The following is a 16,817-nucleotide window of genomic DNA, read 5'->3' as shown; positions in this document are numbered from 1 at the left end:
TGTCGCCACGCGAATTTGTTTTGCGGTTGGTTACGGAGTGAAACAATCCCGCCACGGAAAAACGTTATGCAGCGGGAGTGAAGGCGATAGTTATAGCGTGAACGGGTCGGCATCCTGCCAGGCGGGAAATTTCTCGCGATATTCACGCAGCGCTGAGAGAGACAGTTCTGCGTCAATGCGTGTGGCCTGATGCGGCTCGGCGGTGGCAATAATCTCACCCTGCGGATTAATCACCCGGCTGTCACCGCGATAATGATGCCCGTTACCGTCAGTGCCCACGCGGTTACATCCTGCTACATAAGCCTGGTTCTCAATCGCCCGTGCGGCAAGCAGAACCTGCCAGTGCAGAGAACGCGGCGCAGGCCAATTGGCAACATACAACGCAAGGTCGTAATCGTTGCGATTGCGCGACCATACCGGAAAACGCAGGTCATAACAGACCAACGGCAGAATGCGCCAGCCGCGCCATTCAACAATAACGCGCGCGTCACCCGCCTGGTAATGCTGGTGCTCATCCGCCATGCGGAACAGATGGCGCTTGTCGTAGAAATGCACATTACCTTCGGGTTCAACCAGCAAAAAACGATTCACCGGCCCCCGTTCAGACTGTATCGCCGCGCTACCTGCTATCAGGGCATTTGTCTGCTGCGCTTTGCTACGCATCCAGCTTACAACTTCTTCTCGCGGTAACGATTTATTTGCCGCTTCCATGGCAAATCCGCTGGTAAACATCTCAGGCAATACAATGGCATCACGTCCGGCGACGGTTTCCAGTTGTCGGTCAAAATGGCGCAGGTTGGCCGGGCCATCCATCCAGATCAATGGTTGTTGCAGCAGAGTAATTTTCAAACCAGGCACGATCGAGGCTCCTCGTTGAACAACATTTTGACACTGTAGCATGAGCATTAATGAAAATGTGGCAATAAAAAGCCCCGCATTAAGCGGGGCTAAACGTCGTGCGAGTGTCGTTATGCGGCTTCGACTTTACGCACTTTCTCTGGCAGCTTTACCGGCTGAGTCGCCAGCTCCTCGGGTTCAAAGTCATCCACGTTGATACTGCGCAGGCGGCTCGCTTCGGCTTTCACCAGAATCGCGGCTTCATCTTTATCAATCAGCCCTTTCGCCAGCGCATTGTGCGCCAGTTCGTCGAGACGGGTAAATGGCAGGTTTTTACCCAACTCTTTACAGATCCGCTGGTGGATTGGGTCGGCTGCAATCACGTCCAGCAGCGCCTCTTCCAGCAAACCAACCGGGTTATGCTCGCTTGGCGTCAGATATTGACCGCGACCAATACGAGAACGAGTAGCGCTCGGAACCTGCAAAATCTTCGCGACTTTATGATCCAATTTGTCAGACGGTGCATGGTAGTGGCGACCGGTAGGGAAGATAACCACATTCAGCAAGCCCGCGACCAGACGGTTCGGGAAGTTCTTCAGCAGATCGTCCATCGCCTGTTCCGCTTTGTACAACGCATCCTGAACGCCCCAGTGAACCAACGGCAGGTCCGCTTCATGACGGCCTTCGTCGTCATAACGCTTCAGCACCGCGGAGGCCAGATATAGCTGACTTAACACATCGCCCAGACGTGCGGAGATACGTTCACGACGCTTCAGACTACCGCCCAGTACAGCCATAGATATATCTGAAAGCAGGGCCAGGTTGGCACTCAGACGGTTCAGGTGCTGGTAGTAACGTTTGGTCGCATCGCCGGTTGGCGTGCTGCTGGTTAAACCACGTGTCAGGCCAAGCCAGAAGCTACGCACTTTGTTACTGCCGACGTGACCGATGTGTTTGAACAGCAGCTTGTCGAACGCATTCACATCGTTACTCTGTGCCGCAGCCATCTCTTCCAGAACATACGGATGGCAGCGAATCGCACCCTGACCGAAGATCATCATGCTACGGGTCAGAATGTTGGCACCTTCAACGGTAATAGCGATTGGCGCACCTTGATAAGCACGGGCGAGGAAGTTGCTTTCGCCAAGCATAATGCCTTTACCGCCAGTAATATCCATCGCATCGATGATTGACTGCTGTCCGCGGTGGGTACAGTGATATTTCACGATGGCCGACAACACCGCCGGTTTTTCACCCAGCATAATGCCGTAGGTAATCAGTGATGCCGCAGCGTCCATCACGTAGGCGTTACCGGCAATACGTGCCAACGGCTCTTCAATACCTTCCATCTTGCCGATAGAGATTTTGAACTGGCGACGAATGTGCGCATACGCGCCGGTGGCCATCGCGACCGATTTCACGCCGCCCGTCGAGTTAGACGGCAGGGTAATACCACGTCCCACAGACAGGCATTCCACCAGCATGCGCCAGCCCTGACCGGCCATTTTCGGACCACCGATGATGTAATCAATTGGTACAAACACATCTTTGCCCAGTGTCGGACCGTTCTGGAACGGCACGTTTAGCGGGAAGTGACGACGCCCAATTTGTACACCTGGCGTTGAGGTTGGGATCAGCGCACAGGTAATGCCAAGATCTTCTTCGCCACCCAGCAGTTTTTCCGGGTCGGAGAGTTTAAATGCCAGACCCAGCACGGTAGCGATAGGCGCCAGCGTGATATAGCGTTTGTTCCAGGTCAGGCGCATACCCAGCACCTGCTGGCCCTGCCAGTCGCCCATACAAACTACGCCGGTATCAGGGATCGCGCCTGCGTCTGAGCCGGCTTCCGGGCTGGTCAGAGCAAAGCATGGGATCTCCTGACCGCGAGCCAGACGCGGCAGGTAATGATTTTTCTGCTCTTCGGTGCCGTAATGTTGCAGCAGTTCGCCTGGGCCTAATGAGTTAGGCACGCCAACGGTGATCGCCAGGATCCCGGAAACGCCGGAGAGTTTCTGCAGAACGCGAGCCTGAGCATAGGCGGAGAATTCCAGCCCGCCGTACTCTTTCTTAATGATCATCGCGAAGAAGCGGTGTTCTTTCAGATATGCCCACAGTTCCGGCGGCAGATCCGCGAGTTCGTGAGTGATCTGGAAGTCGTTCGCCATGCGGCACGCTTCTTCCACTGGACCATCAATAAACGCTTGCTCTTCAGCAGTCAGATGCGGCTGAGGATAGTTATGCAGTTTTTTCCAGTCAGGCTTGCCCTGGAACAGATCACCTTCCCACCAGGTCGTACCGGCATCAATCGCTTCTTTCTCAGTACGCGACATCGGCGGCATGACTTTACGGAAACCGCGGAACACCGGTGCAGAGATCATAGATTTGCGCATCGGCGTAAAGTTAAACGGTACGAGAATAATGGCCAGAGGAACCAGCAGCCAGACTGACCACAGGCCAGCCACGCCAAGCGCGGCCGTCCAGGCGAGCAAAATTAAGCTGCTGAGGAATAAGCTCACGCGGTGATAAAACAGAACGCTGAGCAGAACAACCGTAGCGATAATACTCAAAATCATCATAACGAAAAGCTCCCTTGCTTGTAGGAGGTCTGACCACTTGTGATGATATGGTTGTAGTGGATGTAAATTCTTTTAGCAATGTGTTTACAAAATAATTACAACAAAGCTCACATTGTTGCTGTTTTAACCGGCACAAAAAATCAAAAGCCGTAACCATTCCTGTGGCTTGTACTTCTCGCTGGTAGCGCTATCCGGTACACTGCACCTTGTCATTTACATTCATGCTGAAGGATATCCTCATGTACCAGGATCTTATTCGTAACGAACTGAGCGAAGCGGCGGAAACGCTGGCTAATTTTCTTAAAGATGACGCCAATATTCACGCCATTCAGCGCGCGGCGGTCCTGTTGGCAGACAGCTTTAAAGCCGGCGGTAAGGTACTCTCTTGCGGTAACGGCGGTTCCCATTGCGACGCGATGCACTTTGCCGAAGAGCTGACCGGACGCTATCGTGAAAACCGTCCTGGTTACCCTGCTATCGCTATCTCTGACGTCAGCCATATCTCCTGCGTCAGCAACGATTTCGGTTACGATTATGTGTTCTCTCGCTACGTAGAAGCCGTGGGTCGTGAGGGAGATGTCCTGTTAGGCATCTCGACTTCGGGTAATTCCGGTAACGTAATTAAAGCGATTGCCGCAGCGCGTGAGAAAGGGATGAAAGTTATCACCCTGACCGGTAAAGATGGCGGCAAAATGGCGGGCAGCGCGGATATCGAAATTCGCGTGCCGCACTTTGGCTACGCTGATCGTATTCAGGAAATTCATATCAAAGTGATCCATATCCTGATCCAGTTGATCGAAAAAGAGATGGTTAAACCATAAGAAGACGATTGCCGGATGGTGGCTGAAGCCGTATCCGGCCTACATGAGCGCCACGTAGGCCTGATAAGCGCAGCGCCATCAGGCAGTTCACGGTTTTAAGGTAGGTGATGTATGTGCGAACTGCTCGGGATGAGCGCCAATGTGCCAACCGATATCTGCTTTAGCTTCACCGGGCTGGTCCAGCGCGGCGGAGGTACCGGGCCGCACAAAGACGGCTGGGGTATTACGTTTTATGAAGGTAAGGGCTGCCGTACGTTTAAAGATCCGCAACCCAGCTTTAATTCGCCTATCGCCAAACTGGTACAAGACTATCCCATCAAATCCTGTTCCGTGATTGCCCATATTCGTCAGGCGAATCGTGGAGAAGTTGCGCTGGAAAATACCCATCCATTTACCCGTGAACTATGGGGACGTAACTGGACGTATGCCCATAACGGGCAGCTCAGCGGTTATAAATCACTGGAGACCGGTAATTTCCGCCCGGTCGGTGAAACCGACAGCGAAAAAGCCTTCTGCTGGCTGCTCCACAAGCTGACGGAGCGTTATCCGCGCACGCCTGGCAATATGACGGCGGTGTTTAAATATATCGCGATGCTGGCAGGAGAACTGCGGGAGAAGGGCGTCTTCAACATGCTGTTGTCTGACGGACGTTATGTGATGGCCTTCTGCTCGACCAATTTGTTTTGGATCACGCGTCGTGCGCCGTTTGGCGTGGCGACATTGCTGGATCAGGATGTGGAGATTGATTTTAGCTCAGAGACCACACCCAATGATGTGGTCACCGTGATTGCCACTCAACCGTTAACCGGCAATGAAACCTGGCAAAAGATTATGCCAGGCGAGTGGGCATTATTTTGTCTCGGGGAGCGCGTAGTTTGATGCCAGTTGCGGCTGAACCACTTCGTGACTCAACGGCTTGCTGACGACGTAACGGCCATCGACGACGGAAACGGTCGGTGGCTTACGCGTTTGTTCGAAGTAATCGTATCCCGGTTTTAGCTGCGACCAGAACTCTTTGTAATACGAGAACTTATGGCGCTGCATGTTGGCATCGGTCATGCGGAACGGGTAAATGCTAACCTGTACGCTGGACTGCCCGAACACCAGCGCGCCGGTGACAAACTGGAAAATCTCATCAATGCCGTTGTCGGTCATCGCATAGCAGCCGACGGAAACGCAGGCGCCGTGGATCATCAGGTATTTACCTTCATAACCGTGGGCGCGATCGTAGGCATTAGGGAAACCAATGTTAATCGCTTTATAGAAGCGGCTATCCGGTTTCAGCTGTCCACGCTGAACGCTGTAAAATCCTTCCGGACTTTTGAAATCACCCTGACGCTGTTTCGGCCCTAAGCCACCGGAATAATTACAGATCTTATAACTGTCGAGCAATTGATACTGTTCGCCCATCTTGACGTACAGATCCAACGTTCGCTCTTCTTTGAAGATCTGGATATAAACGGGGGAGCCCATTAATTGCTGCTTATATTCTTTGCTGACAGGCGTAGTCGGGCTGCTGCTGCTCAGCAAACCGGCAAATGAAACGCACGGCAATAAAAGCATCGCAAGAAAAAATGCGATTTTACGCATACTGCTTATTCCTTGATAAAACGATCACACACGCCAGGACGGCAAAAGAGTCCCCAAATCGGATAAATCTGGATCTGGAGCGCTCACATTATCACCCAGAGAGTTTTTCGCAAGTCTCTCTTGCTGCGTTTACACTTTAGATTTTCTTTATACGGATAATTGTGCTTAAAGGCAGTCAGACACTGGCTTGTTTTGCTGGTTAGCACACTGCATTTCGTCTTATTAGTGAAGAATGTCTATTCTATTGAATTTAAAAAATTAATTATTTAATAATCGAATATTAAAAAGGAATGATGGGCAATAGCGGTAGACTGCGGCGAACGTGTTTGACCAGGTATTCTTCTTTTCATGTTTTTTGTCTCTGCACCCCGTTGCTTCTTGCCGGGTCTGCTGTCTTTGTATGTTGTGCTGTCTTTACCGTCTGTCGCCAAAGTTCAGCCCCACTTATCTGACGCCCATTTAAGCTATGCGGCGCACTTGCGGATGCGTAACCGCGCCCGGCTGCTGAAGCAGTATCACGCGCAGGTAAAAAAGCAGGCAAGCTACGTGGTGGAAGGCAACGCAGAAAGTAAAAGCGCGCTGCGCCAGCAGAACCGGGCGCTGATTAAACAGCACCCGGAGTGGTTCCCTGGCCCACTAAAAGCCAGCGACCATCGCTGGCAGGAACTGGCTGAGAATGATCATTTTCTCAGTAGCGATCATCTACACAATATCACTGAAGTGGCCATCCACCGACTTGAGCAACAGCTCGGTAAACCCTATTTGTGGGGCGGTACCGATCCGGACGAAGGGTTTGACTGTAGCGGGCTGATTTTTTATGCCTACAACAAAATCCTGGCGGCAAAATTGCCCCGGACAGCGAATGAAATGTATCACTATCGACGGGCTACTATTGTCGCTAACCGCGATCTTCGCCGTGGTGATTTAGTGTTCTTTCATATTCACAGCCGGGATATTGCCGATCATATGGGCGTCTATTTGGGGCAGGGACAATTTATTGAATCACCACGGACAGGAGAAACAATTCGGGTGAGCAATTTATCCGATGACTTCTGGCAGGATCATTATCTAGGCGCTCGTCGTATTCTTACGGAAAATACGATTCTGTAATCAAAAAGGCGGTGTAATGACACCGCCTCGTCAGGCGTTAACTTAACGCCCCCATGATCTTTAATTCCAGTTCATCCGGAACTTCGTTATAAGACAACACCTGTAGGCCCGGGGCAAACAGGCGCGCATAGCGCGCGAGCAAAGGACGTAACTGCGGTGCGACCAGCAGCACAGGCTCTTTCCCCGCCGCTTTCATCTGTTCTTTTATCTGCGGCATATTGGTCTGAAACTGATTCAGCATATTGGGATCGACCGGCACACTATCCAGCACCACTTTTCCACTTTGTTGAGCCTGATTCACCACATTCGCCAGCAGATTCTCCAGTTCACTGTTCAGCGTATATACGGCCAGCTCATCTTTGCGCACAAACGGGTGGGTAATGCTGCGACGTAGCGCCAGACGCACATCTGCCGTTAACAAAATATGATCTTTGGTCACGGTGCTACTGGCGACAAGTACGGTGGCTATGGTGACGATATCGCGCAATGACACACCTTCGATAAGCAGCGCCCGGTACACTTTCAAGAGCTGGCTGTAATTCAGCGCTGCGCTCAAATCTTCCGCCAGACGTGGCGCCATAGAAGAGAGGCGGTTATGCAACTGCGTAATATCATCGTAATTAAATAGCTCTGGAATATAGTTACGAATGATCTTATTCACATGCGTCGCAATGACGCTGGCACTATCAATAACCTGGTACCCCATATTTAACGCTTTAGCTTTTTGCGCCGGAACAATCCAGGTGACCGGCATACCATAGGCTGGATCGTGGCCTAAAACACCGTCGATCTCGCCATAGGTTTCACTGGAGGGCAGCGCCATCAGCTTATCTGCGGGAATATCGGCTTCATCGGCCTTGATCCCATTGATAAAAATGGCGTACTGGGTCGGTTTAAGGCGGAAGTTTTCGCGGATGCGAATTTCCGGCAGCAGTACGCCGTTCGTGTCTGAGATCACCTGTCGCACACCGCGAATGCGTTGAGTGAGCGGATTCCCTTTGGATTTATCGACCAACGACACCAGCTTATATCCCAGGCTCAGGCTGATAGGTTCTATTAAGGGGATAGTTTCCCAACTGACCTGCTGCTCGGTGGTTTCAGCGATGGTTTTGGTCAGCGTTTCGAGATTTTTCTCTTCGGTCTCAGCCACCTTCGGTCGCTTGCTCATGCGCCAGGCGGTGAATCCCAGCAGGGCGCTGAAAATCAGGAAGGGGAAATGCGGCATCCCCGGCACCACTGCCAGCACAAACATAATGCTGGTGGCGGTATACAGCACGGAGGGGCTGGCCAGCAGTTGGCTACGTACGTCCGTGGCAATATCGCCGCTGTCGCTTACGCGGGTGACGATGATCGCTGCTGCTGTCGACAACAGCAGAGAAGGGATCTGGGCGACCAGGCCGTCACCGATGGTCATCAGTACGTATTGCTGGAAGGCGGCTTCGGCGCTTAAATCGTATTTAAAGATCCCGATACAGACGCCGCCGATCAGGTTGATAGCCAGGATCATCATCCCGGCGATGGCATCGCCGCGCACGAACTTTGACGCACCATCCATCGCGCCATAGAAATCCGCTTCGCCCGCTACGTCTTTACGTCGCGCTTGCGCCTGCGCCTGATTAATCAGTCCTGCGTTCAGATCGGCGTCGATCGCCATCTGCTTACCGGGCATGGCGTCCAGCGTAAAGCGGGCAGAAACTTCGGAGATACGCTCCGCACCTTTGGTCACCACGATAAAGTTAATTGTGAACAGCGTCAGCAAGGCTGACCGAGAAAATATTGTGGCGGCGCTGCACGGCCAGTCAATCTTTAATGGTGGCGGTATGGCACCTTTAAACAAGCTGGGCAAGCAGCCGATAGCGCCGGGTGCGCAGAAGAAAAACGTCACGCGCAACAAGCTGGATAAAACGGTTACCCCGCAAGAGACGGCGAAGATCACAGAAGATAACGCCAAAAAAGCGCTGGATGTAAATGAAAAAGCGGTGTTGCTGAAGCAAAAATCAGCGCGTGAATTGGGCGAGCTGGCGACCGATATTAACGTCATTGCCCGCAACGCACATATGGAAACCAACCTCGAGATGGAGATTGTTCCTCAGGGGTTGCGCGTACTGATTAAAGATGACCAGAACCGGAATATGTTTGAACGCGGCAGCGCCAAAATTATGCCGTTCTTTAAATCGCTGCTGGTTGAGCTGACCCCCGTGTTTGACTCGCTGGACAACAAGCTCATTATTACCGGACATACGGATGCGATGAGCTATAAGAGCAACATTTACAACAACTGGAACCTCTCCGGCGACCGTGCTTTGTCAGCACGACGCGTGCTGGAAGATGCCGGCATGCCGCAGGATAAAGTCATGCAGGTTAGCGCCATGGCGGACCAAATGCTGCTGGATGCGAAAAACCCGGAAAGCGCAGGCAACCGCCGTATTGAGATCATGGTGTTAACGCAAAGTGCTTCCGATACGCTGTATCAATATTTTGGTCAGCACGGCGAGAAAGTGGTTCAGCCACTGGTTGATAAGCTGGACAAACAAAAGCAGGTGGCCTCTTTACGTCAGCCCTCTGTTCCCGTCACTCATTAATTCTGTTTTCCGCCCCCCACGCAACGTGGGGGCAAATTATCCCTCAGGAAGGTAATGTGATAGATGTAACCCATATTATTCCATTGGATATTCATACTGATAACGTCACTGATGGGGCTTGTCAGGGCGCGCATTTCGACCCGGTTTCAGGTATCTGGTACACCGAGCCTCATGTGTTAAATGAGGGGCTTCGTGACTATGTCTACAACACCGACAGTTTTAACATCGTTGCGCCGTACTATCTGGTGATTACCTCGAAGATGCACTGCTGGAGCTGCCACCAGCTCACCCATATTCACGGGGTGATGTTTACCCGCTTTATCAGAAAAGATCAGGATGGCAAAGGCTGGCAATCTATTCGACGGAATACCTTTCTGTTCCACATTAATTCTCTGCCTGAAGAGATACAAAAGAACATCAAAGCCAGCAATTACTATTTGGTTAAAAGTAAAACTACCGGGCTACGTTACTGGATGAATCATTGTGAAATTTGTGGAGAACGTCTGGGCGACTATGAGCTTTTCTGCGTGGAAAATGATGCATTTCGCCTGATGACGATCGAAAAATTGCTGCGGGCAAAGATTCGCAAAGTGAATAAACTTTTTGTCAGTACGGCGGGTAATCCCGCAGAACATAAGATCACGGACATCGTGCGTTACCTGTGCGATGCACGCTTCGTCATGAATGGTCCGGCCTAAGGCATAAACAGACTTCTCACAACATAAAAATACTGTATACTTAAACAGTGTTATGAGAGGTGAGTCATGCGCAAAATCATACATGTCGATATGGACTGCTTTTTCGCGGCGGTGGAAATGCGCGACAACCCCGCCTTGCGTGATATTCCCATTGCTATCGGCGGCAGTCGTGAACGCCGGGGGGTTATCAGCACGGCCAATTATCCGGCGCGTAAATTTGGCGTACGCAGCGCAATGCCAACCGGAATGGCGTTAAAACTGTGCCCGCATCTCACGTTATTACCTGGTCGTTACGAGGCCTATAAAGAAGCCTCCCGCCAGATTCAGGCTATTTTCTCCCGCTATACCTCGCTGATAGAACCGCTTTCGCTGGATGAAGCCTATCTGGATGTGACTGACAGCACTCACTGCCATGGCTCAGCTACGCTGATCGCTCAGGAGATCCGCCAGACAATTTTTGCCGAGCTACAGTTAACCGCCTCTGCCGGAATTGCGCCGGTCAAATTTCTGGCAAAAATAGCCTCCGATCTCAACAAACCCAATGGGCAATATGTGATTACCCCTGCCGATGTTCCTGAATTTCTCAGAACATTACCGTTAGGCAAAATTCCCGGCGTTGGCAAAGTCTCTGCCGCTAAGCTGGAAGCGATGGGGTTGCGAACCTGCGAGGATGTTCAGAAATACGACCTGGCCATGTTGCTCAAACGTTTTGGTAAGTTTGGTCGCGTGTTGTGGGAACGTAGCCAGGGCATTGATGAGCGCGACGTCAACAATGACAGACTGCGCAAATCAGTCGGCGTCGAGCGTACTTTGGCAGAAGATATTCATGAGTGGGCTGAATGTGAGGAGATTATTGAGCGGCTATATCCCGAACTGGAACGACGTCTGGCCAAGGTAAAACCGGATCTGTTGATCGCCCGGCAGGGAGTAAAACTCAAGTTTAATGATTTTCAGCAAACCACTCAGGAGCACGTCTGGCCGCGCTTAAGTAAAGATGACTTAATTGCGACGGCGCGCAAAACCTGGAATGAACGTCGGGGAGGGCGGGGCGTAAGGCTGGTGGGATTACACGTCACGCTGTTGGATCCACAGCTGGAAAGGCAACTACTGTTGGGGCTGTGATGTTGATGTATTGCCGGATGGCTGCGTAAAAACTATATCCGGCCTACAAATCAGCATGTAGGCCGGATAAGCACAGCGCCATCCGGCGTTTAGCGCAGACTTACTTCGCCGGAATAGACTTCAGCAGTTCAGTCAGCAGCGTCCAGTAATGGCCGACGCTTTCGATATGAACCTGTTCATCCGGGGAGTGCGGGCCGGTGATGGTTGGCCCGATGGAAACCATGTCCATATCTGGATACGGTTTCTTGAACAGACCACATTCCAGACCGGCGTGGATGATTTGGATGTTAGGCGTTTTATTGAACAGACGCTGATAGGTTTCACGAACCAGGTGCATAACCGGAGAGTTGGCATCCGGCTGCCAGCCAGGGTATCCGCCTTTTGCCTGGGTTTTCGCGCCAGCCAGTTTACCCAGTGAATCCAGCATGCTCACCACGTAGTCTTTACCGCTGTCGATCAGAGAACGGATGAGGCAGTGAATTTCAACGTTGTCGTCAGTCATGGTTACAACGCCGACGTTCAGGGAAGTTTCTACCACGCCTTTGGCGACGTCGGAGTTGCGGATTACACCGTTCGGGGTGGCGTTCAGCAGACGCACAAAGCTGTCGCGAGACTCAGCGGTCAGCGCGGCTTTGTCTTGAGTAACGGCATCCAGCAGCAGAGCCAGGTTCTTCTCTTTGGCTTCCAGTTCGTTTTTCAGGATTTCCTGATAGGTGTTGACCAGCGCTTTTAACGCATCAACTTTATCTGCAGCCACGGCCAGGGTGGCAAAGGCTTCACGCGGAATTGCGTTACGCAGCGTACCGCCGTTGAAATCAACCAGACGCAGATCCAGCTCTTCAGCGTGGCCCGCCAGGAAGCGTACCAGCAGCTTGTTCGCGTTACCGAGACCCACGTGGATTTCGCCGCCGGAGTGGCCGCCTTTCAGGCCTTTTAACGTCAGCTTAAAGCTCTGGAAGCCAGCAGGGATTGCTTCACGGGACAGCGGCAGGTTAGAGGTAAAGTCGATACCGCCTGCGCAACCCATGTAGATCTCACCTTCTTCTTCTGAGTCGGTGTTGATCAGGATATCTGCCTGCAGCCAGTTAGCCTGCAGACCAAACGCGCCATCCATACCTGCTTCTTCGGTCATGGTCAGCAGCACTTCCAGAGGACCATGTACCACGCTGTCATCAGCCAGAACGGCCAGAGCGGACGCCATACCGATACCGTTATCCGCACCCAGCGTGGTGCCACGGGCTTTTACCCATTCGCCATCAATATAAGGTTGGATAGGATCTTTGGTGAAGTCGTGAACGGTGTCGTTGTTTTTCTGCGGGACCATATCCAGGTGCGCCTGCAGAACGACCGGTTTACGGTTTTCCATGCCTGCGGTAGCGGGTTTGCGAATCAGGATATTACCGACTTGATCGCGCTCGACGTGGAAACCTTTTTCCTGGGCCCAGCTCAGAATGTGTTCAGCGAGCTGCTCTTCATGATAGGACGGATGAGGAATAGAACAGATTTTGGCAAAAATATCCCATAACGGTTGCGGGGATAATTGAGACAGTTCAGACACGTTGAGTCTCCTTGGCGATGTCCTACAAAACTTGCTTGCAGGCCACGGGGTTAGCAGAATTAAAAACATCACAAGTCAGGCTTGCGCGATGCGATTGAGAATACCACTTTCTCCGCTGACGGCTAGCATAAAGCATGCAAAAAGAGGCGCGGATTCCGCGAAACACTGGTTTTTAGTGCGTCAGATCTCTATAATCTCGCGCAACCTATTTCCCCCTCGAACACTTTTTAAGCCGTAGATAAACAGGCTGGGACACTTCACATGAGCGAAAAATACGTCGTCACCTGGGACATGTTGCAGATCCATGCACGTAAACTGGCAAGCCGCCTGATGCCTTCTGAACAATGGAAAGGCATTATTGCCGTTAGCCGTGGTGGTCTGGTACCGGGCGCATTGCTGGCGCGTGAATTGGGTATTCGTCATGTCGATACCGTATGCATCTCCAGCTACGATCACGACAACCAGCGCGAACTGAAAGTGCTGAAACGTGCCGAAGGCGACGGTGAAGGTTTCATCGTAATCGATGACCTGGTTGACACCGGTGGTACCGCCGTTGCGATCCGCGAAATGTATCCTAAAGCGCATTTCGTTACTATCTTCGCTAAGCCGGCAGGTCGCCCGCTGGTGAATGATTATGTTGTTGATATCCCTCAGGATACCTGGATTGAACAGCCGTGGGATATGGGCGTGGTGTTCGTCCCGCCGATCTCTGGTCGCTAATCTAAAAAGTTTTCAACGCCTGGCAACTGCCGGGCGTTGTTCTTTTTGTGCAGTGTCAGGTTACACTATGCCTTAGTGAGTACTCATGGAGGCTGCAATCATGTCACAGGCTAACCTCAGCGAAGTCCTGTTTAAACCCCGCTTCAAACACCCTGAAACGTCAACGCTGGTTCGTCGTTTTAATCACGGCGCGCAGCCGTCCGTACAATCTGCCCTGGATGGTAAAACCATTCCCCACTGGTATCGCATGGTGAATCGTCTGATGTGGATCTGGCGTGGCGTCGACCCGCGTGAAATCCTTGAGGTGCAGGCACGTATCGTGATGAGCGAAGCCGAACGTACGGATAAAGAACTCTACGATACGGTTATCGGCTATCGCGGCGGGAACTGGATCTATGAGTGGGCGAAGCAGGCGATGGACTGGCAACAGAAAGCGTCTATGGAAGAGGATCCGCAGGTGAGCGGACGCCACTGGCTACATGCGTCTACGTTGTACAACATTGCCGCTTACCCACACCTGAAAGGCGATGAGCTGGCAGAACAGGCACAGGCTTTGGCCAATCGCGCCTATGAAGAGGCCGCGCAGAGACTGCCGGGGACATTGCGCGAGATGGAATTTGCCGTTACCGGCGGCGCGCCAATCACTGGATTCCTGCATATGCCAAAAGGCGACGGTCCGTTCCCGACGGTGCTGATGTGCGGTGGCCTCGATTCCATGCAAACGGATTATTACAGTCTGTATGAGCGCTACTTTGCTCCACGTGGCATTGCTATGCTGACGCTGGATATGCCGTCGGTTGGGTTCTCATCAAAATGGAAACTGACTCAGGATTCCAGCCTGCTGCATCAGCACGTATTAAAAGCGCTGCCTAATGTTCCCTGGGTGGATCACACTCGCGTGGCGGCCTTCGGTTTCCGCTTTGGCGCTAACGTAGCGGTACGTCTGGCATATCTGGAATCATCACGTCTGAAGGCGGTGGCCTGTCTGGGACCAGTGGTTCATTCGCTGCTTAGTGACCCGCAGCGTCAGGCGAGCGTCCCGGAAATGTATCTTGATGTACTGGCTAGCCGCCTGGGGATGCATGACGCCTCCGATGAAGCGCTGCGCGTTGAGCTTAATCGCTATTCATTAAAAGTGCAGGGCCTGCTGGGGCGACGCTGCCCGACGCCAATGCTTTCGGGGTTCTGGAAGAACGACCCGTTTAGCCCGGAAGAAGAGTCACGTTTAATCACATCTTCATCTTCAGACGGTAAGCTACTGGAGATCCCCTTCAATCCGGTGTATCGCAATTTTGACAAAGGGTTGCAGGAAATAACCAGTTGGATCAATCAGAGATTGTGTTAAAAGTTTGCTAAATTTTATCGATTTGGTAAAACAGGTGCTTCACCTAAGGAGATCGTAATGACGTTACCGAGTGGGCATCCGAAAAGTAGATTGATCAAGAAATTCACCGCGCTGGGCCCGTATATCCGCGAAGGGCAGTGCGAAGATAATCGGTTTTTTTTCGATTGTCTGGCTGTTTGCGTCAACGTGAAACCCGCCCCTGAGAAACGCGAGTTCTGGGGCTGGTGGATGGAGCTGGAGGCGCAGGAAAAACGCTTCACGTATAGTTATCAGTTTGGTTTGTTTGATAAAGACGGTAACTGGACTGCGGTGCCGGTGAAAGAGACTGAAGTGGTAGAGCGACTGGAATACACCTTACGTGAATTCCATGAAAAATTACTTGGCTTGTTAACGACGCTGAATCTGGCGCTGGAACCTGCTGACGACTTTAAGGATGAACCGGTTAAGTTAACGGCATAATGAACAGTGAAAAGCCGGATGGCGGCGCAACCCCATCCGGCTTTTTTTATGCTATATCAAAACTGGTAGACCATACCGACGGCAACGATATTATCATCGTTGATGCCCAGCTTATTATCGCTATCGAGCTGGTTGATTTTATAATCGACAAACGCGGACATATTTTTGTTGAAATAGTACGTTGCGCCGAGATCAATATAATTCACCAGATCTTCATTGCCGACGCCTTCAATATCTTTCCCTTTAGACAGCACATAACCCAGTGACGGACGCAGACCAAAGTCAAACTGGTACTGAACTACCGCTTCGAAGTTCTGTGTTTTATTAGCAAAGCCACCGGAAATTGGCGTCATATTGCGCGTTTCAGAATAGAACGTTGCAATATAAATATCGTTAGCATCATATTTTAAGCCAGTTGCCCAGGCTTCTGCTTTATCGCCTGTACCGCGAGTTTGCAGATTCTGCTGGTTAGTACGATCGGAGTTGGTATAAGCGCCGCTCACCGCAAAATCGCTGCCGCCAAAGTCATAGGTAACGGAAGTACCAAAACCGTCGCCGTTCTGTTTTTTCACATCGCGGTCCTGGTTTTTACCCTGATATTGCAGGGTCAGATCCAGGCCATCCACGACGCCGAAGAAATCGGTGTTACGGTAAGTTGCCAGGCCGCTGGCACGTTTGGTCATAAAGTTATCGGTCTGTGCGGAGGAGTCGCCGCCGAATTCCGGGAACATATCGGTCCATGCTTCCACGTCATACAGCGCACCCAGGTTACGGCCATAATCAAACGAGCCAAAATCTTTTAATTTCACACCGGCGAAGGCCAGACGTGTTTTTTGTTGGTTAGAATCGCTTTCAGCTTTATTGCCGGCGAATTCAGCCTCCCAACGACCATAACCGGTCAGTTGATCGTTAATTTGCGTTTCGCCTTTAAAACCTAAACGGATATAGCTTTGGTCACCATCTTTGCTGTCATAATCCGTCATGTAATGCATGGCTTTTACTTTGCCGTATAAGTCCAGTTTATTACCGTTCTTGTTATACACTTCCGCTGCCTGTACGGATGCCGACGCAACAATTCCCATCACCACTAATGCCAGAGTGCTCTTTTTCATTTTCATTCCTGATTAAAAGTACGCGCTAATATTCACTGGGTGTGATCCCCCGTTAAAAGACAGGAGGGTTTTTAACGTCTGGCAATGAACGTTTTATGACAAAGTAAGAATATTTTTAAAAAAGGATGTTTTTTTGTTTCTGTAATAAATGCGTCAAAATCTGCCGCTACGCTTGCTGATCCTGCGCAATAAAATTTCATGCTTTGTGCGCTGGTTGTTGGCAACCGGGGCCAGTCCTGCTAAAACGTTCGTTTGATATCATTTTCCCCAATTTTGAATGGCAGAGA

General features: G+C 51.5%; 14 protein-coding genes and 1 pseudogene. 9 read left to right on the top strand and 6 right to left on the bottom strand.

Going from position 1 to position 16,817, the window contains the following annotated elements:
- Window positions 1-90 precede the first annotated feature (90 nt).
- Window positions 91-858 carry an amidohydrolase gene (locus tag SK39_RS06875; RefSeq protein WP_048216815.1) on the bottom strand — a complete coding sequence of 256 codons (768 nt, stop codon included), beginning with the start codon at window positions 856-858 and terminating at the stop codon, window positions 91-93.
- Window positions 859-968: 110 nt separating this feature from the next.
- A complete protein-coding gene (fadE, locus tag SK39_RS06870; RefSeq protein ID WP_048216814.1) occupies window positions 969-3,413 on the bottom strand; it encodes an acyl-CoA dehydrogenase FadE in 2,445 nt (814 codons plus the stop codon).
- Between the two features lie 239 nt (window positions 3,414-3,652).
- Between fadE and lpcA the strand changes: the two genes are divergently transcribed.
- Together lpcA and SK39_RS06860 are read left to right on the top strand one after the other, a co-directional pair.
- On the top strand, window positions 3,653-4,234 hold the full coding sequence (gene lpcA / locus SK39_RS06865) for a D-sedoheptulose 7-phosphate isomerase (RefSeq protein ID WP_003031390.1): 582 nt from the start codon (window positions 3,653-3,655) through the stop codon (window positions 4,232-4,234).
- A gap of 111 nt (window positions 4,235-4,345) precedes the next feature.
- The gene (locus SK39_RS06860; protein WP_003031388.1) at window positions 4,346-5,113 is read left to right on the top strand and encodes a class II glutamine amidotransferase; all 768 of its coding nucleotides are present in this window, start codon (window positions 4,346-4,348) and stop codon (window positions 5,111-5,113) included.
- Here the strand turns inward: SK39_RS06860 and dpaA are convergent.
- Window positions 5,084-5,824: a peptidoglycan meso-diaminopimelic acid protein amidase gene (dpaA, locus tag SK39_RS06855; RefSeq protein ID WP_003031387.1), complete on the bottom strand. Its 741-nt coding sequence runs from the start codon at window positions 5,822-5,824 to the stop codon at window positions 5,084-5,086. The genes SK39_RS06860 and dpaA overlap by 30 nt on opposite strands.
- A gap of 348 nt (window positions 5,825-6,172) precedes the next feature.
- On the opposite strand from dpaA, the gene SK39_RS06850 reads away from it, so the two are divergent.
- Window positions 6,173-6,934: a C40 family peptidase gene (locus SK39_RS06850; protein WP_048216813.1), complete on the top strand. Its 762-nt coding sequence runs from the start codon at window positions 6,173-6,175 to the stop codon at window positions 6,932-6,934.
- Window positions 6,935-6,971: 37 nt separating this feature from the next.
- On the opposite strand, the pseudogene SK39_RS06845 reads toward SK39_RS06850, so the two are convergent.
- Window positions 6,972-8,690 (bottom strand): annotated as a pseudogene (locus SK39_RS06845) (flagellar biosynthesis protein FlhA); the annotation flags it as partial.
- Here SK39_RS06845 and lafU point away from each other — a divergent pair.
- The 3 genes from lafU to dinB all read left to right on the top strand — a co-directional run bounded on the left by lafU (window position 8,602) and on the right by dinB (window position 11,336).
- Window positions 8,602-9,516 (top strand): putative lateral flagellar export/assembly protein LafU, encoded by a 915-nt coding sequence (gene lafU / locus SK39_RS06840; RefSeq protein WP_197090006.1) that lies wholly within the window; start codon window positions 8,602-8,604, stop codon window positions 9,514-9,516. The pseudogene SK39_RS06845 and the gene lafU sit on opposite strands and share 89 nt — an antisense overlap.
- Window positions 9,517-9,572: 56 nt before the next feature.
- On the top strand, window positions 9,573-10,214 hold the full coding sequence (locus SK39_RS06835) for a hypothetical protein (RefSeq protein WP_048216812.1): 642 nt from the start codon (window positions 9,573-9,575) through the stop codon (window positions 10,212-10,214).
- Window positions 10,215-10,280: 66 nt separating this feature from the next.
- Complete coding sequence (gene dinB, locus SK39_RS06830) at window positions 10,281-11,336, top strand: DNA polymerase IV (RefSeq protein WP_016149619.1); 1,056 nt, start codon at window positions 10,281-10,283, stop codon at window positions 11,334-11,336.
- Window positions 11,337-11,436: 100 nt separating this feature from the next.
- On the opposite strand, the gene pepD is transcribed toward dinB, so the two are convergent.
- Window positions 11,437-12,894 (bottom strand): cytosol nonspecific dipeptidase, encoded by a 1,458-nt coding sequence (gene pepD, locus SK39_RS06825; protein WP_003031381.1) that lies wholly within the window; start codon window positions 12,892-12,894, stop codon window positions 11,437-11,439.
- A 261-nt stretch (window positions 12,895-13,155) separates the two neighbouring features.
- On the opposite strand from pepD, the gene gpt reads away from it, so the two are divergent.
- The 3 genes from gpt to crl all read left to right on the top strand — a co-directional run bounded on the left by gpt (window position 13,156) and on the right by crl (window position 15,418).
- A complete protein-coding gene (gene gpt / locus SK39_RS06820) occupies window positions 13,156-13,614 on the top strand; it encodes a xanthine phosphoribosyltransferase (protein WP_003031380.1) in 459 nt (152 codons plus the stop codon).
- A 100-nt stretch (window positions 13,615-13,714) separates the two neighbouring features.
- Window positions 13,715-14,959, top strand: a complete 1,245-nt coding sequence (gene frsA, locus SK39_RS06815) for an esterase FrsA (RefSeq protein WP_044702502.1) — start codon at window positions 13,715-13,717, stop codon at window positions 14,957-14,959.
- A 57-nt stretch (window positions 14,960-15,016) separates the two neighbouring features.
- On the top strand, window positions 15,017-15,418 hold the full coding sequence (gene crl, locus SK39_RS06810; protein WP_003031376.1) for a sigma factor-binding protein Crl: 402 nt from the start codon (window positions 15,017-15,019) through the stop codon (window positions 15,416-15,418).
- Between the two features lie 56 nt (window positions 15,419-15,474).
- Here crl and phoE read toward each other — a convergent pair whose 3' ends face one another.
- Complete coding sequence (gene phoE, locus SK39_RS06805; protein WP_003031375.1) at window positions 15,475-16,530, bottom strand: phosphoporin PhoE; 1,056 nt, start codon at window positions 16,528-16,530, stop codon at window positions 15,475-15,477.
- Window positions 16,531-16,817 lie beyond the last annotated feature (287 nt).

This window comes from Citrobacter sp. BIDMC107, assembly GCF_001037575.1.
In the GTDB taxonomy this organism is placed as follows: domain Bacteria; phylum Pseudomonadota; class Gammaproteobacteria; order Enterobacterales; family Enterobacteriaceae; genus Citrobacter; species Citrobacter freundii.
The sequence above is the reverse complement of the archived record's forward strand: the minus strand, read 5'-3'. Positions and strand labels throughout refer to the sequence as shown.

Coding starts and splice junctions, on each gene's coding strand:
- lafU (WP_197090006.1), top strand. CDS start 8,602: ATGGCGTCCAGCGTAAAGCGGGCAGAAACTTCGGAGATACGCTCCGCA.
- phoE (WP_003031375.1), bottom strand. CDS start 16,530: ATGAAAAAGAGCACTCTGGCATTAGTGGTGATGGGAATTGTTGCGTCG.
- SK39_RS06860 (WP_003031388.1), top strand. CDS start 4,346: ATGTGCGAACTGCTCGGGATGAGCGCCAATGTGCCAACCGATATCTGC.
- SK39_RS06850 (WP_048216813.1), top strand. CDS start 6,173: ATGTTTTTTGTCTCTGCACCCCGTTGCTTCTTGCCGGGTCTGCTGTCT.
- crl (WP_003031376.1), top strand. CDS start 15,017: ATGACGTTACCGAGTGGGCATCCGAAAAGTAGATTGATCAAGAAATTC.
- dpaA (WP_003031387.1), bottom strand. CDS start 5,824: ATGCGTAAAATCGCATTTTTTCTTGCGATGCTTTTATTGCCGTGCGTT.
- fadE (WP_048216814.1), bottom strand. CDS start 3,413: ATGATGATTTTGAGTATTATCGCTACGGTTGTTCTGCTCAGCGTTCTG.
- dinB (WP_016149619.1), top strand. CDS start 10,281: ATGCGCAAAATCATACATGTCGATATGGACTGCTTTTTCGCGGCGGTG.
- frsA (WP_044702502.1), top strand. CDS start 13,715: ATGTCACAGGCTAACCTCAGCGAAGTCCTGTTTAAACCCCGCTTCAAA.
- gpt (WP_003031380.1), top strand. CDS start 13,156: ATGAGCGAAAAATACGTCGTCACCTGGGACATGTTGCAGATCCATGCA.
- lpcA (WP_003031390.1), top strand. CDS start 3,653: ATGTACCAGGATCTTATTCGTAACGAACTGAGCGAAGCGGCGGAAACG.